The organism is Streptomyces sp. NPDC051561 (assembly GCF_044454195.1).
In the GTDB taxonomy this organism is placed as follows: domain Bacteria; phylum Actinomycetota; class Actinomycetes; order Streptomycetales; family Streptomycetaceae; genus Streptomyces.
This window is the reverse complement of sequence record NZ_JBITDM010000004.1, coordinates 192648-215607: the sequence shown is the minus strand read 5'-3', so window position 1 is coordinate 215607 and position 22960 is coordinate 192648. Positions and strand designations below refer to the sequence as shown.

Annotated in this window: 26 protein-coding genes; 12 read left to right on the top strand and 14 right to left on the bottom strand. The window is 70.5% G+C overall.

Annotated features, from left to right (window positions below; translation table 11 throughout):
- Positions 1–104 precede the first annotated feature (104 nt).
- The 3 genes from ACIA73_RS11885 to ACIA73_RS11875 all read right to left on the bottom strand — a co-directional run bounded on the left by ACIA73_RS11885 (position 105) and on the right by ACIA73_RS11875 (position 2397).
- Entirely contained in the window at positions 105–422 is a 318-nt protein-coding gene (locus ACIA73_RS11885) for a hypothetical protein (RefSeq protein WP_399438276.1), read from the bottom strand.
- 226 nt (positions 423–648) lie between these two features.
- Positions 649–1191: a GNAT family N-acetyltransferase gene (locus ACIA73_RS11880; RefSeq protein ID WP_399438275.1), complete on the bottom strand. Its 543-nt coding sequence runs from the start codon at positions 1189–1191 to the stop codon at positions 649–651.
- Between the two features lie 93 nt (positions 1192–1284).
- Positions 1285–2397 carry a M23 family metallopeptidase gene (locus ACIA73_RS11875; RefSeq protein WP_399438274.1) on the bottom strand — a complete coding sequence of 371 codons (1113 nt, stop codon included), beginning with the start codon at positions 2395–2397 and terminating at the stop codon, positions 1285–1287.
- Between the two features lie 253 nt (positions 2398–2650).
- Here ACIA73_RS11875 and ACIA73_RS11870 point away from each other — a divergent pair, with 253 nt between their 5' ends.
- Together ACIA73_RS11870 and ACIA73_RS11865 are read left to right on the top strand one after the other, a co-directional pair.
- Entirely contained in the window at positions 2651–3373 is a 723-nt protein-coding gene (locus tag ACIA73_RS11870) for an ANTAR domain-containing protein (protein WP_399438272.1), read from the top strand.
- Positions 3374–3463: 90 nt separating this feature from the next.
- A complete protein-coding gene (locus ACIA73_RS11865) occupies positions 3464–4264 on the top strand; it encodes an ANTAR domain-containing protein (RefSeq protein WP_399438271.1) in 801 nt (266 codons plus the stop codon).
- Between the two features lie 10 nt (positions 4265–4274).
- Here the strand turns inward: ACIA73_RS11865 and ACIA73_RS11860 are convergent, their stop codons facing one another.
- Positions 4275–4493, bottom strand: coding sequence for a hypothetical protein (locus ACIA73_RS11860; RefSeq protein ID WP_399438270.1), 219 nt, complete (start codon positions 4491–4493; stop codon positions 4275–4277).
- A gap of 114 nt (positions 4494–4607) precedes the next feature.
- Here ACIA73_RS11860 and ACIA73_RS11855 point away from each other — a divergent pair, with 114 nt between their 5' ends.
- Positions 4608–5120 (top strand): DinB family protein, encoded by a 513-nt coding sequence (locus ACIA73_RS11855; protein WP_399438269.1) that lies wholly within the window; start codon positions 4608–4610, stop codon positions 5118–5120.
- 229 nt (positions 5121–5349) lie between these two features.
- On the opposite strand, the gene ACIA73_RS11850 is transcribed toward ACIA73_RS11855, so the two are convergent.
- The 6 genes from ACIA73_RS11850 to ACIA73_RS11825 all read right to left on the bottom strand — a co-directional run bounded on the left by ACIA73_RS11850 (position 5350) and on the right by ACIA73_RS11825 (position 10377).
- Positions 5350–6030 (bottom strand): DUF4232 domain-containing protein, encoded by a 681-nt coding sequence (locus tag ACIA73_RS11850; protein ID WP_399438268.1) that lies wholly within the window; start codon positions 6028–6030, stop codon positions 5350–5352.
- A 186-nt stretch (positions 6031–6216) separates the two neighbouring features.
- On the bottom strand, positions 6217–7074 hold the full coding sequence (locus tag ACIA73_RS11845; RefSeq protein ID WP_399438267.1) for an ABC transporter permease: 858 nt from the start codon (positions 7072–7074) through the stop codon (positions 6217–6219).
- The gene (locus tag ACIA73_RS11840; RefSeq protein ID WP_399438266.1) at positions 7071–8135 is read right to left on the bottom strand and encodes an ATP-binding cassette domain-containing protein; all 1065 of its coding nucleotides are present in this window, start codon (positions 8133–8135) and stop codon (positions 7071–7073) included. Before ACIA73_RS11840 ends, ACIA73_RS11845 begins: the two co-directional genes overlap by 4 nt.
- Before the next feature lie 172 nt (positions 8136–8307).
- Positions 8308–8667 carry a hypothetical protein gene (locus ACIA73_RS11835; RefSeq protein ID WP_399438265.1) on the bottom strand — a complete coding sequence of 120 codons (360 nt, stop codon included), beginning with the start codon at positions 8665–8667 and terminating at the stop codon, positions 8308–8310.
- A 274-nt stretch (positions 8668–8941) separates the two neighbouring features.
- A complete protein-coding gene (locus ACIA73_RS11830; protein WP_399438264.1) occupies positions 8942–9481 on the bottom strand; it encodes a hypothetical protein in 540 nt (179 codons plus the stop codon).
- Complete coding sequence (locus tag ACIA73_RS11825; protein WP_399438262.1) at positions 9478–10377, bottom strand: hypothetical protein; 900 nt, start codon at positions 10375–10377, stop codon at positions 9478–9480. The genes ACIA73_RS11830 and ACIA73_RS11825 overlap by 4 nt, the downstream gene beginning before the upstream one ends.
- Positions 10378–10616: 239 nt before the next feature.
- Here ACIA73_RS11825 and wrbA point away from each other — a divergent pair, with 239 nt between their 5' ends.
- The 4 genes from wrbA (at position 10617) to ACIA73_RS11805 (ending at position 14699) form a co-directional block, all read left to right on the top strand.
- On the top strand, positions 10617–11297 hold the full coding sequence (gene wrbA, locus ACIA73_RS11820) for an NAD(P)H:quinone oxidoreductase (RefSeq protein ID WP_399438261.1): 681 nt from the start codon (positions 10617–10619) through the stop codon (positions 11295–11297).
- A gap of 50 nt (positions 11298–11347) precedes the next feature.
- Positions 11348–11779: a universal stress protein gene (locus tag ACIA73_RS11815; RefSeq protein WP_399438260.1), complete on the top strand. Its 432-nt coding sequence runs from the start codon at positions 11348–11350 to the stop codon at positions 11777–11779.
- Between the two features lie 112 nt (positions 11780–11891).
- Positions 11892–12926, top strand: a complete 1035-nt coding sequence (locus tag ACIA73_RS11810; RefSeq protein ID WP_399438259.1) for an endonuclease/exonuclease/phosphatase family protein — start codon at positions 11892–11894, stop codon at positions 12924–12926.
- Positions 12927–13043: 117 nt separating this feature from the next.
- Positions 13044–14699 (top strand): alpha/beta fold hydrolase, encoded by a 1656-nt coding sequence (locus tag ACIA73_RS11805; protein ID WP_399438258.1) that lies wholly within the window; start codon positions 13044–13046, stop codon positions 14697–14699.
- 103 nt (positions 14700–14802) lie between these two features.
- Here ACIA73_RS11805 and ACIA73_RS11800 read toward each other — a convergent pair whose 3' ends face one another.
- Together ACIA73_RS11800 and ACIA73_RS11795 are read right to left on the bottom strand one after the other, a co-directional pair.
- Positions 14803–16887 carry a PhoX family protein gene (locus ACIA73_RS11800; protein WP_399438257.1) on the bottom strand — a complete coding sequence of 695 codons (2085 nt, stop codon included), beginning with the start codon at positions 16885–16887 and terminating at the stop codon, positions 14803–14805.
- A gap of 154 nt (positions 16888–17041) precedes the next feature.
- On the bottom strand, positions 17042–17518 hold the full coding sequence (locus tag ACIA73_RS11795; RefSeq protein ID WP_399438256.1) for an ATP-binding protein: 477 nt from the start codon (positions 17516–17518) through the stop codon (positions 17042–17044).
- Between the two features lie 209 nt (positions 17519–17727).
- Here ACIA73_RS11795 and ACIA73_RS11790 point away from each other — a divergent pair, with 209 nt between their 5' ends.
- Both ACIA73_RS11790 and ACIA73_RS11785 read left to right on the top strand, forming a co-directional pair.
- On the top strand, positions 17728–18588 hold the full coding sequence (locus ACIA73_RS11790) for a helix-turn-helix domain-containing protein (protein WP_399438255.1): 861 nt from the start codon (positions 17728–17730) through the stop codon (positions 18586–18588).
- The gene (locus tag ACIA73_RS11785; protein WP_399438254.1) at positions 18585–18788 is read left to right on the top strand and encodes a DUF397 domain-containing protein; all 204 of its coding nucleotides are present in this window, start codon (positions 18585–18587) and stop codon (positions 18786–18788) included. Before ACIA73_RS11790 ends, ACIA73_RS11785 begins: the two co-directional genes overlap by 4 nt.
- 67 nt (positions 18789–18855) lie before the next feature.
- On the opposite strand, the gene ACIA73_RS11780 is transcribed toward ACIA73_RS11785, so the two are convergent.
- Positions 18856–19071: a hypothetical protein gene (locus ACIA73_RS11780; protein WP_399438253.1), complete on the bottom strand. Its 216-nt coding sequence runs from the start codon at positions 19069–19071 to the stop codon at positions 18856–18858.
- A gap of 390 nt (positions 19072–19461) precedes the next feature.
- Here ACIA73_RS11780 and ACIA73_RS11775 point away from each other — a divergent pair, with 390 nt between their 5' ends.
- The 3 genes from ACIA73_RS11775 to ACIA73_RS11765 are packed head-to-tail and all read left to right on the top strand — an operon-like array spanning position 19462 to position 21075.
- Positions 19462–19716 carry a hypothetical protein gene (locus ACIA73_RS11775; protein ID WP_399438252.1) on the top strand — a complete coding sequence of 85 codons (255 nt, stop codon included), beginning with the start codon at positions 19462–19464 and terminating at the stop codon, positions 19714–19716.
- Positions 19688–20203: a DUF6879 family protein gene (locus ACIA73_RS11770; RefSeq protein ID WP_399438250.1), complete on the top strand. Its 516-nt coding sequence runs from the start codon at positions 19688–19690 to the stop codon at positions 20201–20203. Before ACIA73_RS11775 ends, ACIA73_RS11770 begins: the two co-directional genes overlap by 29 nt.
- A gap of 23 nt (positions 20204–20226) precedes the next feature.
- Positions 20227–21075, top strand: coding sequence for a helix-turn-helix domain-containing protein (locus ACIA73_RS11765; protein ID WP_399438249.1), 849 nt, complete (start codon positions 20227–20229; stop codon positions 21073–21075).
- 161 nt (positions 21076–21236) lie between these two features.
- Here the strand turns inward: ACIA73_RS11765 and ACIA73_RS11760 are convergent, their stop codons facing one another.
- Complete coding sequence (locus tag ACIA73_RS11760) at positions 21237–22802, bottom strand: MFS transporter (protein ID WP_399438248.1); 1566 nt, start codon at positions 22800–22802, stop codon at positions 21237–21239.
- Positions 22803–22960: the final 158 nt, after the last annotated feature.

The window sequence follows — 22960 nt, the reverse complement described above, 5'->3', positions numbered from 1 at the left end:
GCTGTCGCTTCTCCTTTTTTTTTTCTTTGTGTTTGTTGGCTGGCCGGGGCGGGGGGGCCCCCCCCCCCCCCCCCCCCCCCCCGCTTCCCTGTTCAGGGAGCGGACTACCGCGCCCGGGTGCCGGCGACCGGGATGCGCCACCACAGCAGCCAGGCTCCGGTGCCAAGCACCAGGGCGTTGAACAGTTGGTAGTGCGGCAGTCCGGCGAGGCTGCTCAGCAGGCCGAACCCCTGGAACACGAACAGCAGCACCAGATTGAGCAGTACGGCGCACCCCCAGACCCAGGCCGGGTGCAGGCGAGGGCGGGGCAACGCGTTCACGGTGGCGAGCACGAGCGCGGTCAGGATGCTGATGAGGGTGACGCCGTGCGCAAAGTTCCACGGCAGGAATCCCGCCCCGACCACCAGGGCCAACGCCCCCAACAGCCGCCACCCCCGCGCCAAACCCGGACTCAACCCCGTCCGCGCAAGCTGCGGGAGGGGAGGCGCCGTGGGCGCGGGTGAACGGCCCGGCTGTACGGGCATGCCCGCCGCACCCGGCCAGCCGGTAACGGCCCCCGATCAGCACTTCGTTCGCTTCAGCCACGCGTCTCACAGTAGAGGAGCGGTGCGGGACGAAGTGGGTTGTTGGGTACGGGAGTTGGGAGGATCAGTGGGGCAGCGGCGCCGCGAAGCAGTGCACCGGTACGAGTTCGCCGCCGCCCCACTCCTGCTCCCCCGACCCGACGGCCTCCCAGCCGGTACGGGAGTAGAAGTCGACCGCCCCGGTATCGGCGGACACCACGTCGAGCACCGGGCGCACTCCCAACTCCCCTGCCAGCGAACAGACTTCCGCCAGCAGCACCCTTCCGGCGCCCAGCCCCCGCACCCGGGGCGACACGAACAGCCGCGCCACCACCGCGACCGGCCCCGCCACCAGCCCCGGGGCCACATCCCCCTGCCCCGGAGCCGTCAACGCCACATGGCCGACCGGTTCCCCGCCCCACACGACCACCCAGGCCCCGAGCGGCGCCGGAAGCCCGACCCACTCCTCCGGGGAGGCGGGCCAGTCCCGGGGATAGCCGTCCTCCTCGTGCACCTCACCCAGCACCCGCGCCAGCACCGGAAGATCGGCGGGATGGCGAAGGCGCACTTCGAGAGCATCGGCAGGAGCAGGCGGGCCGGGGCGGGCAGGCGGGGTGGCGGGCGTCATCGGCGTATGAAAGCACGCCCGCCGGCCACCCCTCCCCACCAGCCCACTCCCCCTCCGACACCGCCTCCGAAGCCCCCAGCCCCGCCCCCTTCCTCAGAGCCGTACGCCGCGCTCCCGCAGCCACGGCAACGGGTTGATCCCCGAGCCGAGTTGGGGGGTGATGCGGACCTCGAAATGCAGATGCGGGCCGGAGACGTTGCCCGTGCTGCCGGACAGTCCGATGATGTCGCCCGCGACCACGGGGCGGCCACGACCGACGCCGAAGGCGGAGAGGTGGGCGTACTGGGTGAAGTAGCCGTTGGGGTGGCGGAGGACGATCTGGTTGCCGAAGCCGTCGCCGCAGCCGGTGAACTCGACGACCCCGGCGCCCACGGCCCGTACCGGCTCACCGTCGGGGACCGCGAAGTCCTGGCCGGTGTGCCGGTGCTTCCAGCGGCTGCCGGACTCGGCGAAGCCGGCGGACATCGGGGCGGGGTCGACCGGCTTGACCCAGCGGGGGGCGGCCGCCCGGTTGGCGTGCGACGGGCCGCCCAGCTCCTGCGCGCCCATGGCGCAGGACGGGCCGGGGGCACCCGCCGACGCACTCCACCCGCGGCCCGAGTCCCTGGCCGATCGCGCCACGGCCGCGAGCCGTCGTGCTTCCTCGGCGAGGCGCAAACGTTCCTGCGCCTCCTTCAGCTTCTGCTCGATGAGGCGGCGGGCGCCGGACTGCCGGACCAGTTCCGCCTTCAGCCCGGTCAGCACCTTCGCGGACGCCGCCCGGTCGCGGGCGAGCCGCGCCCGGGACTCCTGTACGCGCACCATCAGGGAGGACGTCGCGTGGCTGCCCCGACCGGCCAGCGAGACCCGCCGCATCAACTGCTCGGGGGACGGGGACGTCAGGAAGCGCACCGTGTACGCGACGCTGCCACCGCCCGTCCGGTACTGACTGCGGGCCAACTCGCCCATGGCGTCACGGAGTCGGGCGAGCCTCGCCTGTTCGGCCGCCTCGGCCGCCTGGAGGCGGGCCACCTCGTCCCGGGCTCTGCCGACCGCCTTGCGGGCCGCCTCGTGCGCCTTCACCGCGGCTCCGGCCTCCCGGTACAGCCGCGCCACCTCTGTTGCCTCCGGTGCCGGGTCCGCCTGCGCGTCCGTACCCACTGCCCCGACCGCGAGGCAGACCGCCATCGACACTGCGCACCCTCGCGTGATCTCGATTAGTCGCATTGACCGACTGTGACAACCGCCCACCCGACCGGCCCCGCACCGGAGCCCGGGGCGCGCGGCAGCGTCACTCCGGTGCAGCAATACGCGGCCGACGGCAGGGCCGAGCGGGCCCGCCGAGGCCAACGGCCCGAGCCGCTTGAGCCCGTCGCGCGCCCGGGACATGCTGGGGGAGAACCGGGAACGCCGTTCGGAACAGTGCGGCATCACGAGGTGAACGGCCCGCCGGGCTGTGCGGCGTTCGAGGTGACGAGGCATGTCCGCGTACAAGCCGCAAGAACTGACCGTGCTGGTCGAAACACCGGCTCCCGGTGGAGCCGGGCCCTCCGACAGCTGGGCGGGTGACTGTGCCCGCCTGGTGCTGGTGGACGGGGTCGCCATTTCGAGTCGAGTACCGTCACCCGAACTCCTGTGGCACAGCGCCGACTTGGGTGCGGCGATGGAGGATTTGCAGTCTACTCTGGACCAGGGTCCGAGCATCGAAGCCGCACGGGACGGGTCACTGCACATGCTCGCCGGTGTCGCACGCGTCGACGACAGCCGCCGGCCGGCGGTCGTGCCCGGTGCCATCGAACTCGGCGTACGCACGGTGTTCGCCTTTCCGCTACGGAGCGGAGCCATCCGGGTCGGTTCGCTGACCGGGTACCGGCGTGAGCCGCACCCGCTCTCCGAGGAGGGGCTGAATGCATCGCTGGCGGTCTGCGAAGCCCTCACCCACTGGCTGCTGTCCGCCGTACGTTCGGGAACACTGGGCACCGGGAACCGCGGTGAGCCACCGCGCGTCCTGCACCGGGCGGTGGTCCACCAGGCAACCGGAATGCTGAGCGTCCAGCTGGACGTGGACCTGGCGACCGCTCTTGACCGATTGCGCGCCTATGCCTTCGCACGCAATCGGCCTCTCGTCGCCCTTTCCCGCGACATAGTCGCCGGACGACTGCGGTTGCCCGACGACCGACGCACGGGGCCCCGCGATGCATGAGATCGAGGGGCGAAAGGAAGACAGAGTTCTCTTGGATGTCCTGGAGACCACGAAGACTGGCGGAACAAACCGGAAGGGACGAGGCCGATCATGACACGGGACCGCGAAATGGCCCTGGCCGAAACCTTCGTCGAGCTGGCCGACACACTCGTGGACGATTTCGATTTAGTTGACTTCTTTCAGCAACTGACGGTGCGCTGCTCCCAGTTGCTGGATGTATCAGTGGCGGCCGTGCTGCTGGCCCCGGCCGGGGAGCCGTTGCGGGTGGTCGCGCCGTGCGACCCCGGCGAGGCGCTCTCCGAACTGCTGGAGGCCGCGGCGGACGAGGGACCGTGCGTGGACTGTCACACCGGGCCGGGCGCGGTCGGCAAGGTGATCGACATGGCCCTGGCGACCGACACGGTCGACGGCGCCTGTCTGGCACGGGTGGACCTCGCGAGCGCGAACGGCAGGTGGCCCGCCTTCACGCCGCACGCCCGCCAGGCCGGGTACACCTGGGCGTGCGCGCTGCCGCTGCGGCTGCGCGAGGAGCGGCTGGGATGCCTGCTCCTGCTGCGGACCGAGAAGACACCGCTGCCGGAGAGCGATGTGCGACTGGGACAGGCGCTCGCCGACGCCGCCGTGATCGGCCTCGTACACGAACAGACCCTGTCCGCCCACCGGCTCACCGCCATCCAGCTCCGTACCGCCCTCGACAGCCGGATTGTCATCGAGCAGGCCAAGGGCGTGCTGGCGGCCAGACTGGGAGTGACGGTCGACGAGGCGTTCAACGTGCTGCGCCGCTATGCGCGCAGCAACGGGCGACGGCTCACGGAAGTGGCGCGGGAAGTGGTGGAGGCCGGGCTGGTGCCCGGGACGGAGGGCGACCAGGCGTTGGCCGGGGAGCCGTAGGGATCACGGCTTACGCGAAGCGGCGGAGGTGTTCCTCGGTGGGCCGGAAGCGTTTCTGGCAGTTGCCGCACCACCAGCGCCAGTGGTTCTTGCCGGAGTCCTTCTGGTCGGCGCGGGTGTCCTTCCAGAGCACGCCCTGACGGCAGTTGGGGCAGGCCGGGGGGATCGGCGGCGGGGTCGGCACCCGGTCGTTGTGGTCCGGGATGCGTACGTCGATGCGTGTGGACATCCCGGCAGAGTGCACCTCCTGGCGAGTGCGCGTGGCAAGTTCGGCGCGTGGTCACTCCTTCGGGGAACGTAAATCGCTCGACATTCGGAGCCGGGGACGGCGATCATCCCCCCGATGCCCCGACACACCGATATGCCTCCCGCCTGGGACGAGCGATCCACGCTGACCACCTTCCTCGACTACGCACGCGGCAGCGCGATCGCCAAGTGCGCCGATCTGGCGCCCGAGCACGTGGGCGCGGCCCTGCTGCCGTCCTCGCCGCTGACGACCATGGGCGGGCTGATCAGCCATCTGCGGTGGGTGGAGAAGTCCTGGTTCGAGGAGATCTTCCTCGGCCACGGCGACGACATCGAGTGGCCGTGGACGGACGAGGACCCGGACCGCGAGATGCGGCTGGGCGCCCGGACGCCGATGGCGCAGCTGGTGGCCGAGTACGAGACCCAGAGCGAGCAGTACCGGAAGCTGGTGGCGGAGACGGACCTCGACGCACGGTCGGCGAAGCCGTTCCGCAACGGCGAGCACCCGACGATGCGCTGGATCCTGATGCACCTGGTGGAGGAGATCTCCCGGCACAACGGTCACCTGGACGCGCTGCGGGAGCTGGCGGACGGGCAGACCGGCCGCTGACGGATCGGTGTGCGTGAGGTGGGACGGAGTGGGGCCCTGCCCGGTGGAGTCTCCGCCGGGCAGGGCCCCACTCACGTACGGGGCCGTGAAGCGGACGGAGACGTCGAGTGCGTCGTCGTGGTCGCGCGGTAGTGGCACCAAGTGGTGCGGCACCGCCGGCCTTTGAGGTCTGTCCGTGCTGCCGGGACCGCTCCTGGTGGGTGTCACTGCGTGGGTGTTGCTGAGGGTGTTACTGCGCGCCGCCCTGGCCCGCGCTGCCCATCGGGCCGACCTTCACCGGGGATCCGGAGCCGTCGGTGACGGGCAGCGAGCCCTTGCCCGGCCAGTCCAGGGTGATCGACTTGGTCTCGCCGGGAGGGGTCACCACGAGGCCGGTAATCTTGACGCCGGAGCCGCCGGAGTTGTTGACCGGGTAGGTGATGCCGAAGAAGGTCGACTTGCCGTCCTTGAGGAGCACCGACTCCGCCTTCTCGCCGGTGCGCTTGGCGGACAGGTCACCCGCGTTGGTCTTCAGGTCCACGCCCGCGTAACCGGCGAGGGAACAGTCGCGACCGGCGCCGTTCTTGAACTCCACGGCCACGGTGCCCTCCGCGTCTCCGCCGACCGTCGCGTCCACGGCCGAGATGTCCAGCTCGTCGGTGCGGCAGGCGCCGATCTTGCCGTTCTCGTTGGTGCCGGTACCGGCGACGGTGCCCTGCGGCTCGTCGGACTTGCCGCCGGTGGAGCCGGTGCCCTCGGAACCCGCCGAGCTCGGCGCCTTGCTGTCCGGGCCCGAACCGCCCGAGGTGGACGCGGAGGCCGGGGACGAGGGGTCGCCCTTGCCCACGGCGTCACCGTCGTTCTGGCAGGCCGTGAGCGACAGGCCCGCGACGACGGCCAGGGTGGCGAGGGTGAGCTTGGTTGCGCGCATGGGGAGTCCTCGGATCGGTTGGCGGTACGGATGCTCGTACGCGTACTCGTACTGGCGGTGCGTACTTTCTGATCACCAGGACTCGTCCGCCACGCAGAACCGTTCCGCCCAACCTCCCCCTAATACATTCCTGTTACAGCGACCCCGGGCCTGGGACAGACCCGTAACCGTGACGATCTTGACGGCTCACTTGCGGTTGTAGAGACGCATGGTCAGCGTGCCGAAGACGACCAGGAAGAGGGCGGCCCAGCCCAGGGACCAGGCGATGTCCGCGCCGGGCCAGTTTCCTGCCATCAGTTCCCGCACCGCCGTGGCCACATGGCTGACCGGGCTGTTGTTCACGAACGCCTGGAGCCAGCCCGGCATCGTCCTCGGGTCGACGAACACATTGCTCAGGAAGGTCAGCGGGAAGATCACCATCATGCTGACGCCCATGACCGACTTCTCCGAGCGCAGCATCAGCCCGAACATGGTCCAGATCCAGGAGAAGGAGAACGAGAAGACCATCAGCAGCGCCACCCCGCCCAGGATCCCCAAGCCTCCTCCCTGCGGCCGGTACCCGATGATCACGCCCACCGTGAGGATGACCACCGAGGCGATCAGATACCGCACGATGTCGCCGAGCAGATAGCCGACCATGGGCGCCGGACGCCACATCGGCAGCGTCCGGAAGCGGTCGAAGACACCCTTGGAGATGTCGGTGTTGATGGCCACGCCCGTGTACATGGTGATCATCACGATGGACATCACCAGCACCCCCGGCAGCAGGAACTGGATGTACTGGGACACCGATCCGGCGAGTGCGCCGCCGAAGAGGTAGGCGTACATCAGCACCATCATGATCGGGAACGCCGTCACGTCGAACAGCTGCTCCGGCACATGCTTGATCTTCAGCATGGCGCGCCAGCCGAAGGTGAGCGAGGCGGAGAGGGCGCTGGGGCGACGGGGCCGGTCCTTGGCGACGAGGAGGGCGGCGAGCTCGTCGACCTTGGGTGCTTCGAGGTGGGTCTCGGCCTGGTCCTGTTTGGTGGTGGCGGTACTCATGCCGTGATCCCCTCGTCCTCGGCGGACCGCGTCTGCCCGCTCGTCCTTTCTGCCGTCTCGCTCTTGTCGGCCTTGTCGGCTCTGTCGGCCGGGCTCTTGTCGGTGAGGGCCATGAAGACCTCGTCGAGGCTGGGCTGGCCGAGGGCGAAACTGTCGACGGTGATGTCGGCGCGGGCGAGGGCGGCGAGGGCACGGGCGGCCTGCTCGGCGGCGCCCTGTTCGGTGCCGTGGCCGTCGACGGTGGCGGTCAGTGCGACGGGGTCCGGGTCGAGTTGGACGTTCGCGTTCATCTCGGCGGCGAGGATGTTCTCGGCGCGCGGGCGGTCGTCCGGGTCGCGCAGGCGCAGATGTACGGAGCCGGTGCCGACGGAGGCCTTGAGCTCGCCCTTCGTTCCCTCGGCGATGACCCTGCCGTGGTCGATCACCGCGATGCGGGAGGCCAACTGGTCGGCCTCGTCGAGGTACTGGGTGGTGAGCAGGACGGTGGTGCCCTGGGCGACGACCGCCCGGACGATGTCCCAGACCTGGTTGCGGCTGCGCGGGTCGAGGCCGGTGGTGGGCTCGTCGAGGAAGAGGAGGTCGGGGGTGTTGAGGATGGAGGCGGCGATGTCGATACGGCGCCGCATGCCGCCGGAGTAGTTCTTGACCTGCTTGGCGGCGGCCTCGGTGAGGCCGAAGGCCTCCAGCAACTGGGCGGCGCGGGAGCGGGAGTCCGGCTTGGAGTGGCCGAGGAGGCGGGCCAGCAGGATGAGGTTCTCGGTGCCGGTGAGGTCCTCGTCGACGGACGCGTACTGCCCGGTGAGGCTGACCCGGGAACGTACCGCGTCCGCGTCCTTCACCACGTCCTTGCCGAAGACACGGGCGGAGCCGCCGTCGGGGCGCAGCAGGGTGGCGAGCATTTTCACCGCGGTGGTCTTGCCGGCGCCGTTGGGACCCAGCACGCCGTAGACGGTGCCGGTGGGAACGGAGAGATCGATTCCGTCGACGGCCCGGTTGTCGCCGAAGACCTTCACCAGGCCGGTGGTCTCGATGGCGAGGTCCGGGAGGGTTTGAATGGTCATGCCGATGGGTCAACTCCCCGTGGTGTGATGCCGGTCCGTACAGACTGGTGTTCTACTCCGAGGCGGCGGGTGCGCGCAGTCATCGCACTCAACTTGCACTCAACTCGACCGTATCTGAAGGGAGTTGAGTGCATCGCGGCATTTTCGGTCCGAGGGGCGGCCGGGTGTGGTGTCAGTCGCTGTGCGAGTAGAACACGTAGTACGAGGCGACGAACATGCTCGCGGCGAGGGTCATCGCCAGCAGCACCGCAGTGAGGATGCTGCCGCCACCGAGGCTGTAGAGGAACCCCATCGCGATGCCGAAGGGCGCGGCGAACGCGGCCGCGTGGGGTCCGGCGGGGAGGCCCTTTCCGAGCTTGCCCACGAGGTACGCCACGACGGTGAGGATGACGCCGCAGAGGACGCCGAGCCAGACGTTCCGGGCGGTGAGGGGGGAGGTGCCGCGGGCCATGAAGGCGGTGTATATGCCGTAGGTCAGGCCGAGGAGGAGCGGAATGGCCCAGGAGGCCCGGGTCGCGGTCGCCGCACCCACTGCCTGACCACTCCGACCACCTTGGCCGGCCCGGCCACCCTGGCCGCTCCGGCCGCGTATTCCTCCCGCCGGTGCCGCTGCATGTGCGCCCATCGAGCCACTCCTCAAGGTCGCCCCCGGTGGTGGATCCCCCACCCCACCAGGTCACACCCTCTGAGCCCGGGCGGCAAGTCGGGGGGCTGCCGGGGGTCGAGGGCGGGGCATGGCGAGGGGGCGCAGGCCCGCCTTCCGTGGGGTGGGGGCCTGCGCCCCCTCGTTGGGTGACGCCGGTGGGTCAGTGGCGGAGGGCCTTGGCGACTTCCGCCTTGACGTCGCCGTCGAGGCTCCTGTTGCTCTTGACGGTGGCCATGCCGTCCTTGCCCGCCTCGACGTCCTTGACCGTGACGACCGCCGTGTCGAGCAGATTGCCCCCGGCATCCCGGAAGTTGACCTGGACGACGTAACTCTGCTTCTTGGACTCCTTGTTGGAGGCCGTAACCTCCGCCGTCATCCGGTCCCCGTCCGCCTTGACGTCCCCGACCTTGACCTCGTCCTTGGCGGCGGCCCCGTCCTTGACCTCGGCCATCTTCGCGGACGCGGACGCGGAGGCAGACGCGTACGCCTCCTTGGCCTTGCCGGCCGCCTCACCGGCCTTCGCGGTGGCACTGGCCGCGGCCTCGCCCGCCTTCGCGGTAGCGCTTGCGGCCGCCTCGCCCGCCTTCGCAGTAGCACTGGAAACGGCATTCGATGCCTTGTCCCCATCCCCGCACGCGGAAACGGAGAAGGAGAGGAGGGACGCGAGAACGACGGCGCCGGCGGCGCGGGTGATCTTCATGCCGACCACCCTGCGTCGCCCCGCCCCGCCCCGCGAGGCGGGTGGTCCGAAAGGGTGCGCGTCTCCCGCCGACGTACCAGCAACCGGGCCGCCCCCGCCCCGACCGCCACCACCAGCCCCGCCCCGCCCAGCACCCAGGCCGCCGTCCGCAACGGCCCCGTCAAGGTCGAGTACACCGCCTCGGCCGCCGCCCTGCTGACGTCCGCCGGCAGCGAGGACAACGCCAGATTGTGCGCGACGGCGAGCACCAACGCCAGCAGCGACGCACCCACCACCACCGCCACCCCACCCCCCGCGAGCCCGAACAGCCACCGCCCCGCGCCCTGCCCCCACCCCGCCACCAGCACGGCCGCGACCACCAGAGCGAGGACCACCCACGGCAGCCAGCCCGCCAGCGGTGAAAGCCACTTGTACACCCCGCGCCAGGTATCGAGCTGGTCGGTCCGGGCCAGCGTGATGTCGGTGTGCACCACCGGGATACGTCCCGCCAGCGGCACGTTGTCCGCCTGGAGCTGCGCCTTCAGCTCCTCGGTCACCGGGGCCAGGTCGAGGGTGACCGCGTCCCCGCTGCCGACCGGCGCGGCGAGCGCGTCGCGGAAGGCGTCGTGCGTCACGCGGTTGACCGTGTTCCACGCCTGTCGGTAGGCGTCCGTACCGGTGAAGGACTGGGCCGCGTCAGCCAGCAGCTTCCCCGCCCCGTCCTGCAGAGGACCCAGATCGATCTGCTTCATGATCTCGGTCGTCAGCCGGGTGGCAACGGCCTGCCGCACCTCGGTGTTCTCCGCCAGCGGCGCCATCTGCGCCACATACGCGTCGGTGTCATCGATCTCGCGATCAGCCCACACGGAAACTGCCGCCACCGGCACCAGAAGCGCCGCCAGCGCAAGCAGAAGCACACAGAGAACACGCCGCATCCCCCCACCCAAGGCGACCCGACCGGCCCCCGCGACCGGAACGCGGCCGTACCGGTGAGGGGCGGTGCAGGGGAGAGGACCGGGCCCGCGCCAGGGAGCGGGCCCGTCCCGCCGGGCGCGTCCGGGCCCGCGGCGTTAGGTTGAGGCGGAATGCCGGAAATGCCCGACCGCCGGCATCCCCCACTCCCCGGCTCACCCTGGCTCACCCCGGAAGGTGCTCCATGACGACCCCGACCAGCGCAGACGGCAACAGCAGCGGCAACGGCGATGGCAATGGCAATGGCAATGGCAGCGTCAACGTAGCCGTCATCTACTACTCCTCCACCGGCACCATCGCCACCCTCGCCGCCGAGATCGCCGCCGCCTCCGAAGAGGCCGGAGCCAACGTCCGCCTGCGCAAGGCCCACGAACTCGCGCCCCAGGCAGCCATCGACTCGAACCCGGCCTGGGCCGCCAACGCCGCCGCCACCGCCGACATCCCGGAGGCCGAGCCCGCCGACATGGAGTGGGCGGACGCGGTCATCTTCGGCACCCCCACCCGCTACGGCAACGTCACCTCGCAGCTCAAGCAGTTCATCGACACGCTCGGCGGCCTCTGGGCACAGGGCAAACTCGCCGACAAGGTCTACAGCGGCTTCACCTCGTCCGCGACCCTGCACGGCGGCCAGGAATCCACCCTGCTCGCGCTCTACAACTGCGCGTACCACTTCGGCGGCATCATCGTCCCGCCCGGCTACACCCAGCCCTCCAAGTTCGAGGACGGCAACCCGTACGGCACCTCCCACGTGGACGCCCAGGGTGCCAACCCGGTCGATGAGATCGCGAAGACCGCGGCCCGGGTACAGGCACACCGCGTGGTCCGGTTCACCGGCGCGATCAAGACGGGGCTGGCTCAGCAGTAGCAGCGGCCACACATCTCCATCAATGTTCCGTGCGGCAGAGAGGCTGGCAGATGGCAGGCAGGATCGTCGTGGGCGTGGACGGCTCGGACCCCTCCGTACGGGCATTGCGCTGGGCGGCGCGGCAGGCCGAACTGACCGGCGCGGAACTGGTCGCGGTGACCGGCTGGGAGTTCCCCGCCTGGAGCGGCCTGACGGCGGAGGCCGCCACCTTCAACCCCGAACACCTGGCAGCCCAGACCCTCACCGAAACGGTCACCCGCGCCCTCGGCCCGGGCGTGGCCTCCACGGTCACCCAGCAGACCGTCCAGGGCCGCCCGGCCGAAGCCCTCCTCGCCCGCGCAGAAGGCGCCGACCTCCTGGTGGTCGGCGCCCGCGGCTACACCGGCCTCAAGGCCGCAGTCCTGGGCTCCGTCTCCCTCCACGTCGTCCAGCACTCCCCCATCCCGGTCACGGTCGTCCGCGGCAACGAGGACCTCCCCTGACCACCCCCGCTCCCTCACCCCCGACGGCGTCGCACCCCACCCGCCCCCACCCCACCCCCGTTCCGGGAGAAGATGCAGGCTTCCATGCCGGCACCATGGTGAGGGGACTCCCTTGGACGCGCCACACACCCGCGAAGCGAGCGACCCCAGGGACGTGCGGGAGGACGTCGACGAGCCCCGCGCGGCAACGCCCCCAAGCAGGCGGCGCCAGACAGCCACCTGGGCATCGGCACTCCTCCTCACCGGCGCCAGCATCGTGATCGCCTGCCGCGCACTCGGCATCGACGGAGTCACCCCCCTCCCCCAACTCCTCGCATTCCTGCCCTGGTTGCTGGCCCCATCCCTCTGCGCCCTCCTCCTGGCCACCCTCGCCCGCAACCCCCTCCTCATCGCCCTGGCCCTCACCCTCACAGCGGCGAACGCCTGGTACCTCCGCCCGTACGGCACGGACACCACCCCCTCCACCCCCGCCCTCACCACGCTCCGCGTGCTGACCGCCAACGTCGAGTTCGGACAAGCCACCCCCGCTCTGATCACCGCCGTCCGCCGCGAAAAACCGGACCTGGTCTTCGTCCCGGAGTGCGACTACGGATGCGCCCGCGCCCTCGCCAAGGAGCTGCCCACCGCCTCGTACCCGTACCGCGAAGTCATCGAGGCCCACGGCCCGGAGGGTTCGGCGATCCTCAGTACGCACCCGCTGCGCGCCGCCGCCAGAATCCCCTCCACCCTCGCCATGCCGGGCGCCACCGCCGTCGTACAGGGGCAGGAGATCAGGGTGCAGCTCGCGCACCCACTGCCGCCCGTGCCACGGATACTCGGACGGTGGCGGTCCGAGCTGAGGGCCATCGAGGAGTACGCCGGGGCCGGCAGCGGGCCCACCCTCATCGCCGGGGACTTCAACGCCTCCCAGGACCACGCCGCGTTCCGCCGGATCCTCGACGCGGGGTCCGGGCTGCGGGACAGCGCGGCGCTCGCCGGTTCTGCCCGTACCCCTACCTGGCCCACCAGCACCACACCGGTGCTGGGCACCCAGATCGACCACGTACTGGTCAGCAAGCACTTCTCGGTGAGCGCCGTCCGCTTCCTGGACCTGGCCGGGACGGACCACCGGGCGGTCCTGGCCGACCTGAAGCTGCACGGCGGCTGAACACCGCCCCCCGTAGCACGCACCCCCGAAGGCCCGTCCGGGCCCCTGCGGATGCGCCGCACCCCGCCGCCCGTCGACACTGGCCGGTAACACCTGCACCAACAGAGGGGCCCGGCAGTGGCAGCGAAGGCATCGGCAGAGACGGCGACGGAGGCGGAGGCACGGACGGCGATGGCGCGCCGGGTGCGGCCCCGTACCGCGAGACCGTCCCGGCACGCCCTCTCCTCCCTCGCGCTGGGCCTGGCCGCCACACTCGCCCTCACCGCGTGCGGAGGCGGGGGCGGCAACGACGGAGGGGAGGGCAACGGGGGAAAGAAGGAGTCGACGAAGCCGAGCGCGCGTTCCTCGCCGCCCCCCGTGGAGGCGCCCCAGGCCGACTGGGAGGACTGCCCGCTGACCGGGCAGCCGACCCGCGAGTGCGCCACCCTCAAGGTGCCCGTCGACTTCACCCGGCCCGACGCGGGGACGACCGGGCTCGCGGTGTCCCGGCTTCCGGCGACCGACCGCAAGCGGCGGCTCGGGGTGCTGGTGACGGACCCGGGCGGGCCCGGCCTCCAGGGCCGCTACACCCAGGCGAACCTGCTTCCGCCGCAGTTCCGCGCCCTGTTCGACATCGTCGGCTTCGACCGGCGCGGCTCGCACGCCTCCACCCCGGTCGTCGACTGCGGGGAGCCAGGCGCGGCGGTGGAGCGGGTCAGGGAGGCCGAGGTTCTCGACCCGGCGGCCGTGGACGTCCCCGCCGTCACGGCTGGGACGACGAAGTACGCCGCCGCCTGCACCGAGAAGTACGGGGCGCTGACCGCCCACCTCGGCACCAAGGCCGTCGCCAAGGACCTGGAGGCGATCCGCAAGGCGCTCGGCGAGGACAAGCTGAACCTGCTGTTCCTCTCGTACGGGACGCTGCTCGGCCAGGAGTACCTGGCCACCCATCCGGACCGGGTGCGGGCGGCCGTACTGGACGGGGTGGTGGACCCGGCCCGTACGGGCGCGGCGGAGGCGATCAGCGGTTCCATGAACCTTCAGGACGCGGACTCCACCCGGGACAAGACCGGGGCACGGCGCCGGGCCGAGCAGATCCGTGGCGCGCTCTCCGGGTTCCTGCCCTGGTGCAAGGGTGCGGGACCGGCCGAGTGCGCCCTCGCCGACGACCCGGCCAAGGCTGTGGAGAAGGCCTTCACCCTCCACCCCGACCTGGTGAAATCGGTCAACGCGGTGGCCTATGACCCCGCGCGGTGGCCCGAGTTCGCCCGCGCGGTCGACGACGCCGACGCGGGCGGGCCGAACTCCACCGTCGCCCTCAAGAAGATCGCCGCCCTGCCGCTGCCGAAGGACCTGGCGGAGGTGCTGAAGCCGGCCCCCGCCAACCTCGCCTTCGACCTGGGCAACAAGTGCACCGATTACGCCTGGCCCAGGAACACCGAGACCCTCCTCCAGGAGGTCGCCGTCGCGGCGAAGGCAGCGGGCAACGAACCCGCGGGACCGACGACGGGCGCGGACTTCGCGGCCTGCGCGCAGTGGCCGGGGACGGGCTCACCGCTCGGCGCACTCAAGGCTTCGGCCGGACCGCGGCCGCTGCTGGTCAACACCGAGAAGGACCCGCGCACCCCCCTGGCGGGCGCGGAAAAGGTGGCCGCCCGGATGAAGGCGCCCCTGCTCAGGGTGGGCGGCGACCTGCACGGAATCACCTCACAGGGCAACGAGTGCGTCCAGAGCGCCCTGCTCAACACCCTGGTGAAGGGAAACAGGCCGGTGGCGGGGAACTGCCCGACCTGAGGGCGGCGGTGAAGCCGCACACAGCAGACCCGTCCCCGCGGGCCGGAGGGGCTCCGGCCCGCGGGGACGGGTGGGGTGATGCTGTCGGGACGCCGGGTGGGGGCTACACGCCGATGTCGTCGCCGTCCTTGCGCCAGACCGAGACGACGGCGGGCCGGACCATCTTGCCGGGGCCGTCGGGCCAGCTGGAGCCGGGCTTCTCGACGGTGGCGCCGTCGAGCTCGCCGGGGTGCTGGACCGCGACCAGGACGCGGTTGTCCTGGATCAGCGGGCCGCAGGTCTCGGCGCCCTTGGGGACGGTGAGGAACTGCTTCAGCTCGCCGCGGCGGTCGCCGGAGACGGCGACGCCGAAGAGTCCGTCGTGGGTGCCGAGCTGGTTGCCGTCGGTGGAGATCCACAGGTTGCCGTGCGGGTCGAAGGCGACGTTGTCGGGGCAGGAGATGGGGGAGACCCGGTCCTTGGGGAAGCCCGCGAAGTAGGTGGCGGGATCCTTGGGGTCGCCGGCGACGAGGAAGAGGCCCCAGGCGAAGCGGGTCTGCGACGGGTCGTTGCGGTGCTCGGCGAGTTCGAGGATCTGGCCGTGCTTGTTGAGGTTGCGGGGGTTGGCCTCGTCGGCGCCGGGCTTGCCGGGCTTGCCGCGGTCGGTGTTGTTGGTGAGGGCGACGTAGACGCGACCGGTGCGCGGGGACGGCTCGACGTCCTCGGGGCGGTCCATCTTGGTGGCGCCGACCTTGTCACCGGCGAGGCGGGTGAAGACGTACACCTCCTCGGCGGTCATGCCGGGGACGTGCGACCGGGTGCCGGTGGCGAGCGGGATCCAGATGCCGCTGCCGTCGAACTCGCCGTCGCCCGGGAGCTTGCCGGTGCCGTCGATCTCGGTGGTCGGCGAGTCGCCGGTGAGCTTGGCGACGTAGAGCGTGCCCTCGTCGAGGAGGGTGAGGTTGTGCTCGCGGGCGGCGCGGGAGCTGCCGCGCTTCATCCGCTTGGAGGAGACGAACTTGTAGAGGTAGTCGAAGCGCTCGTCGTCGCCCATGTAGACGACCGGGCGGCCGTCGTCGGTCAGGCGGGGCTGGGCGGCCTCGTGCTTGAAGCGGCCGAGTGCCGTGCGCTTGCGGGGAGTTGAGTCCGGGTCGTACGGGTCCAGCTCGACGACCCAGCCGTGGCGGTGGGGCTCGTTGGGCTCCTGCTTGACGTCGAAGCGCTTGTCGAAGCGTTCCCACTTGCGCTCGGTGGGGGCGGTGCCGATGCCATAGCGCTTGTCGGTGGCGCTGGTGGAGTGGTCGGCGTTGGCGAAGTACCCGTTGAAGTTCTCCTCGCCGTGCAGGGTGGTGCCCCACGGGGTGGTGCCGCCGGCGCAGTTGGCGAAGGTGCCGAGGACCTTGCGGCCGGTCGGGTCGGCGGAGGTACGGAGGAACTTGCTGCCGGCCGCCGGGCCGGTCAGGCGCATCGGGGTGTCGGCGGTGATACGGCGGTTGAGGTGGTGGCGGGGGACGGCGAGAAGGCCGTTGCCGCGCCGGGTCTCCTCGACCACGACCACGCCGAGGCCGTGTGCCGCCTTGCCGATCTCGACCTGCTCGCGGGTCGGGTTCTTGGCGTCGTACCCGCGGAACATCAGGTTCTCGTCGGTGTACTCGTGGTTGGCGACCAGCACCTGACGGCCGCGCTCACCGCGGAGCGGGAGCAGCGAGAGGAAGTCGTTGTTGTAGCCGAACTGGCCGGCCTGGGCCTTCGCGGTCTGGTTCTCCGGGTCGAAGGCGGGGGCGCCGCGCAGGATCGGGTCGCCCCAGCGGATCACGACGTTCTGGGTGTAGCCGTCGGGGACGGTGACCTTGTCGTCGGTGTTGGGGGCGACGGGGGTGAAGCGGAGGCCGCGGGCGGCCTTGCCCTTGTTGCCGTGACCGTGGCCGTGCTTCTTGGCCTCGGGAGTGGGTACGGGGGCGGCGACCGCGTCCGGGGCCCCGGCCGTCATCAGCGTCGTACCGGCGGCGGTCGCGACCGTGACGACGGCGGCGGCGCGCATCATCGAGCGGCGGGACAGGGCGCCGGCGATGACGTCGCCGACGTACTCGTTGTCGCTGGTGTTCGGGACTTCCTGGAAGCAGGCGTCACCGCAGCGGTAACGGCACGTCAGCGCGGAGCGGGCGCCCCCGTGCGACGACGGGTTGAGCAGCGGCAGCAGGTTGCGCACGGGTCGGGTCCCCTCCGGAGTGCGGCCAGGGCGAACGCCTGACCGGATTGCTTTCGGCCGTGACACTAGGGGGCGCACGGGGCGTGCGAGGGGCCCGCCGGATGAACGAGGGGTGAAGTCCAGCCGACCGGCCGTCTCCGGGGCTACGGGGCGCTCACGCGGCCATGACCAGGGCGGGCCCCTTCCCCACCTCCACCCACAACAGCTTTCCGCCCCGTCCGAAGAGGTCGTCCCCGAGCGGAAAGCTCCCCCAGGTGTCGGCGAGACTGCGCACGATGCACAGCCCCCGCCCGCTCTCGTCCTCGTACGGAACGGACGCACTCGGCAGCGCGCGCATCGGCCCCGACGGCCGGTCGAAGGGGGCCGGGATGTACGGGTTGGTGTCCCACACGCTGACCCGCAGCCGGTCGGCCCCGACCTCCCGGAGCCGCAGGGCGGCGGGCCCTTCCGCGTGCCGGTAGGCATTGGTCACCATCTCCGACACCAACAGCTCAGCGGCGTAGATGAGTTGCCCCATGCCGTGCGACCAGAGCACAGCACGGAGGGTGGCTCGGGCAATGCGCGGGGCGCAGGGGGCGTGGGGGAGTTGAAGTGCGTACGCCCAGGGTTCGGGCGGGGATACGGTTGCCATGAACGTCTCCTGTGGAGGGCTGACGGATCACGAACTGGCCGCCGTTGCAGTGGCGATGCCGTGTGTACACGGTGCTCTTCTGCGGTGACGGCTTCGTGTTCCACCGTAGACCGCTCCGTAGGATGGTTACGACGAAACAGCGAGATGCATCCGACAGGCCACTCGATCCGGTCACGGTTGCCATCTATGTTCGAGCGAGGAGGCAGCACGTGCCGCCAAGGTCCGCCCCGACCGCCCGGCAACTCCGACTCGGAGTCGAGCTACGCAAGTTGAGGGAGCGGGCAGGGCTGACAGCACGCCAGGCAGGCGAACTGCTGGGCGGAGGCCAGGCCCTGGCCAGCAACATCGAGACCGGCCGCTTCGGCCTGAGCGAGCAGCGCATCCGCGCCCTCACCGCGAACTACGGCTGCACCGACGAAGCGCTCATCGCCGCGCTCGTGAGCATGACGGGCAAGCGGAATCCCGGCTGGTGGGAGAAGTACCGGAACGAGTTGCCCGTGGGCCAACTCGACCTGGCCGAGGCCGAACACCACGCCACCACGCTCCACATGGCCAGTACGGTGCACGTCCTGGGCCTGCTCCAGACCGTGGACTACGCACGCGCACTCATCCGGGGCGCGATCCCGCCACCCACCCCGCCGGAGCTGGAGCACCGGGTCTCGTACCGCATCAAGCGGCAACAGGTGCTGTACCGCGAGCACCCCGTCCCCTTCCGAGGCATCCTGCACGAGGCTGCCCTGCGCATGCGCTTCGGCGGCCGGGAGACGATGGCGGCCCAACTCCGACACCTCGTCGAACTGGCCCGCAAAGAGCACATCACCCTCCGGGTCATCCCGTTCGCCGCCGAAGTCCTGCCCGGCTCGGGCCAGACCATCAGCTACTTCACCGGGCCCGTCCGCCAGCTCGACACGGCCCAACTCGACCAGTCGCACGGCACTTTGCTCCTCCACGAAGAGGCCCAGCTGACCCGCTACCGGCAAATCCTCGCCGTCATGGAATCCGCCGCGCTGAGTCCCGAGGACTCGTCCGACTTCATCGCCCGCATCGCAAAGGAGCACGAGGCGAAGTGACCCTCATATCTCTGGCCTGGCAGCAGTCCTCGTACTGCCCCGAGGGCAACAGCTGCGTGAACGTGGCCGCATCCCCCACCAGCCCCACCCTCCACCTCCGCGAGAGCGACGACCCCGACGTCATCCTCACCACCACCCGCACTGCCCTCCGCACCCTCCTGAACCACATCCGCACCGGACGCATACCCCCCGTGGCCTGAGCCCCGCACAGCCCGAAGCCCCGCCCCCACGCCCAACGGCGTACGGACGGGGCCACGGGGCCGGTGCCTACTTGCCGCCCCCACCTTGCTGCGGCTGCTGCGGCTGCTGGGGCGGCGGCTGCGGGTCACGCGGAGCCTCGGGCGGCATCGGGCCTCCGTCGTGCTTGCCACCATCCAGCAGCGCGATCTCGTCAGCGTGACGGAACGGCACACCCCGCCACCCGGTGGCATCCGGAGCGCGCGTCTCGTACGTATCGACGTGTTGCGGTCCGACATGACTCATGGGCGTGACCCCTCGCTCCCCGCATGCGGGTGATTGCGGATTTCGACGTTCAGGTCCGATACCCGCGAACCGTCCCCCTCGGCCCTCGCCGCGAGCCGCTCCCGCCCCAGGGCCGCGCACACACCGCACCCCGCCACCGGAGGCGGTTCGTCGTGGAACCTGAGCGGGAGGTCGATGGGAGCACCGGGGAATGTGGGCGGATCGGTCATGAGGGCCCCTGGCCTTGAAGTCGTGGTGCTCGTCAAGCTAGGAGTGCGGCCCTCGAACAGGCCACGAAGTTGCATGAACTTGCACCCCAATTCATTACCGTGGTCCGGATATTGACACCCAATGCACAGTCCACTGACGCTTGTGCAAGCATGCGCAAGCCCTTCAACCGAGGAGTCAGCCATGGCCGTGGAATTCGTCGGCATCGACCCCGAGACCGACCGGGAGCACTGCCCCACGGTGTGGGCGGACGCGGAGGCTCAGGAGATCCTGTTGCAGGGCTGGAAGCCCGACGCCGGCACTCAGGGACAGTGTGAGGAACTCAGCCCCGCCACCGTTCCGGTGCCCGACGGTGAAGCCATCGTCAGGCTCCCGGCCCGGATGATCCCGCTGATCAGGGAGGCATGCGATGCCGTCGAACGCGCCCGGCTTCGCTGAACTGCTCGGCCGGTGCCGACGGTCCGCCCTGCACCTGGAACTGCGCGATTCCTACGCCGCCACGGACCGGTACGAGGCATGGCGTCGCGGGGAACGGATCGACTGGGCGGACCGCTCCTCGTGGTGGCACCCGTACGACCAATTGATCGCGGACACCGTCGCACGCGGTGTCACCGTCCGCCGTGCCCGTATCGTCTCCGAGCCCGTATCGGAGTACATCCGGTGGGAGCACTACGTCACCCACGCCAACGTCACGGCGGGCGAACAGGTTCGCTGGCTGCCGCGACGACTGGCCACCGGAATCCCGCTACCAGGCAACGACTTCTGGCTGTTCGACGGCGAGTTGCTGCGCGTGCACCACTTCTCAGGTGACGGAGTGGTCGTGGAGGATGAGATAACGACGGACGCGGAGACCGTGAAGCTGTGCGCCGCCGCCTTCGAAGCCGTCTGGGAACGCGCGACACCGCACCACCTGTACACCGTCTGACGAGTCCGACGAAGGACCGCTCTTTGCCCCCGCACCCCTCATCGAGTGTCCAGCAGGCCCGCGAATCCCTGGCGGGCCGGCTCCGCGAGATCCGACGGGATGCGGGGATCAGCGGCCGGGAGCTGGCGGCCAGGTGCGGCTGGTCCGAGTCGAAGTCGTCCCGGATCGAGAATGCCAGGACGCCGCCGTCCGACGCGGACATCAGACGGTGGTGCCAGGCATGCGAAGCCATCGCCCAGGTCCCCGACCTGATTGCCGCGAACCGGCAATCGGCAGAGGCCCACGTCCAGTTCAGAAGGCTTCAGCGAAGCGGCCAGCGCCGCTTGCAGGAGTCTGCCGAGCACCTGTACCGGCGGACCGGAACCTTCCGGGTCTACGTCTCCGACGTGATCCCCGGATTCCTCCAGACTCCCGGCTATGCCACCGATCTGCTCTCGACGATCGCGGAATTCAGGGACCTACCGGACGACGTCACGGACGCGGTGGCAGCGCGCATGAAGCGCAACGCGGTGCTGCACACGGGCGCCCACCGGTTCTCGCTCGTGCTGGAGGAGTCGGTCCTGAGGTACCGGGTATCAGGCCCCGAGACCATGGCCGGGCAGCTCGGTCACCTCCTCGGAGCGATGGACCTGCCCAACGTCGCCGTCGGCGTCATTCCGCTCGCCGCGCGGCGGACCGTTTGGCCCATGCCGACCTTCACCCTCTTCGACGATCACCGAGTGCACGCCGACACCCTGGACGCCGCGTCCACGCTGACCCAGCCCAGCCAGGTCCAGCTGTACGCCAGGGCCTTTGAACGGCTGTCGCTGAACGCGGTGCGCGGTGCTGCGGCCCGAGCTCTTGTCGTGCGGGCACTGGAATCGCTGGAGTGACGTGGCGGAAGCTCCAGCCTCCTGCGGACGCCGGAAGGCCTCCGGGCCCCGGACCGTGGTGCGGTCCGGGACCCGGAGGCGGGTCGAGCGGGTGGTGCGGTCCTGCTTGTACGCGTACGAGAGCGTGTACGGACGTACGTCCTGCGGCGGCGGTACGGCGGTCAGTGCGCCGCGCCCGCCAGGTCCCGTTCCTCGGCGGCTTCCTCGGCCACCGGAGCCTCCGCCGTCTTCTTCGGGTCCCGCATCATCAGGAAGGCGACCACCGCTGCCGCGATCACACCGGCCGCGCTGATCAGGAACGTGGTGCCCATCCCGGAGGTGAAGGCCTCGCGGGCCGACTGGGCGAGGGTGCTGTCGCCGGTCCGTGCCGCGAGGGCCAGGGCCTCGCTGATCGAGTGGCGGGCCGCCTCGGGAGCGGATTCCGGCATGGAGGCCGCGTACCCGGTGGCCAGGATCGAGCCGAGGGCGGCGACGCCCAGGGCCGCACCGGCCTGCTGAATGGTGTCGTTGAGGGCGGAGCCGACACCGGCGTGCTCGGCCGGGATCGCACCCATCAGTGCGGTGATCGCCGCGGGCATCGCCAGACCGGCACCGGCACCGACGGCCGCCATGCCCGCGGCCAGCAGGACGAATCCGTCACCGGGGTCGAGGGAGGAGAGGAGGACGAAGGCGCCGGCCAGGGCGACCAGGCCGATCGCGGCCATCGCCCGGTTGCCGATCCGCTGGCCGAGGGTGGCGCCGATTCCGTTGAAGACGAGGGCGGCGACGGCCATCGGGATGAAGGAGGAGCCGGCCTCGGTCGGCGAGTAGCCGAGTACGAACTGGACGTACTGGGTGACCACGAGGAGCAGACCGCCGTTGCCCACCTGCACCAGGGTGAGGGAGAGGCTGCCACCGGAGAAGTTGCGGTCCTTGAAGAGGCGCAGCGGGACCATCGGGGACTCGGTCCTCAGCTCCCAGACGATGAAGGCGGTGAGGCCGAGGACCGCGACGGCGAGCGAGACGAGGGTGGAGGTGTGCGAGAGGCCGCCCTTGGGGAGCTCGTTGATCGTCCAGACCAGGGCCACCATGCCGACGACCGAGAGGACCGCGCCGATCGGGTCGGCCTTCTTCCAGGTGCCCTTGGACTCCGGCATCAGGACGAGCGCGGCGACGATGGCGAGGAGCGCCACGGGGACGTTGATCAGGAAGACCGAGCTCCAGTCGAAGTGCGTGACCAGCGCGCCGCCGAGGACCGGACCGCCGATCAGACCGAGCATCGAGACCGAACCCCACACCGCCATCGCCTTGCGCAGCTCATCGGCGGCGAAGACGGTCATCAGGATGGAGAGGGTGCTGGGCATGATCAGCGCCCCGCCGATCCCCATCACCGTGCGTGCGGCAATGAGTTGACCCGGGTCGGACGCGAACGCCCCTGCCAGGGAGGCGAGTCCGAAGAGCGCGAGCCCGATCATCATCACCCGGCGCCGGCCGAACCGGTCGGAGAGGCTGCCCGAAGTGAGCAACAGGCCTGCGAACACCAGGATGTAGGACTCCAGCACCCACTGGATGTCCTGCGGGCTCGCCCCCAGGTCCTCGGTGAGGGCCGGGACCGCGACGGTCAGCGCCATGTTGTCGATGACCAGCACCAGGGTGGCCAGGCACAGCACCATCAGGATGATCCAGCGGCGCGGGTCGCGCACCACGGGTGAACTTGCTTTGATCGCCGGGGACTTGAGCTTTTCCATGACCAACCTCCTTTGTGCTGCGCCCTGTTGGGGGCGAGGCGTACGACGTGCTCTCGTTGCGAACACTGTACGCACAGCGCACGGTGTGCGCAATAGGCAAACGGCGTGCGCTACGGTGAGCGGAAGAGGATGCAGTCACGATTACGAGAGGGAGGTCC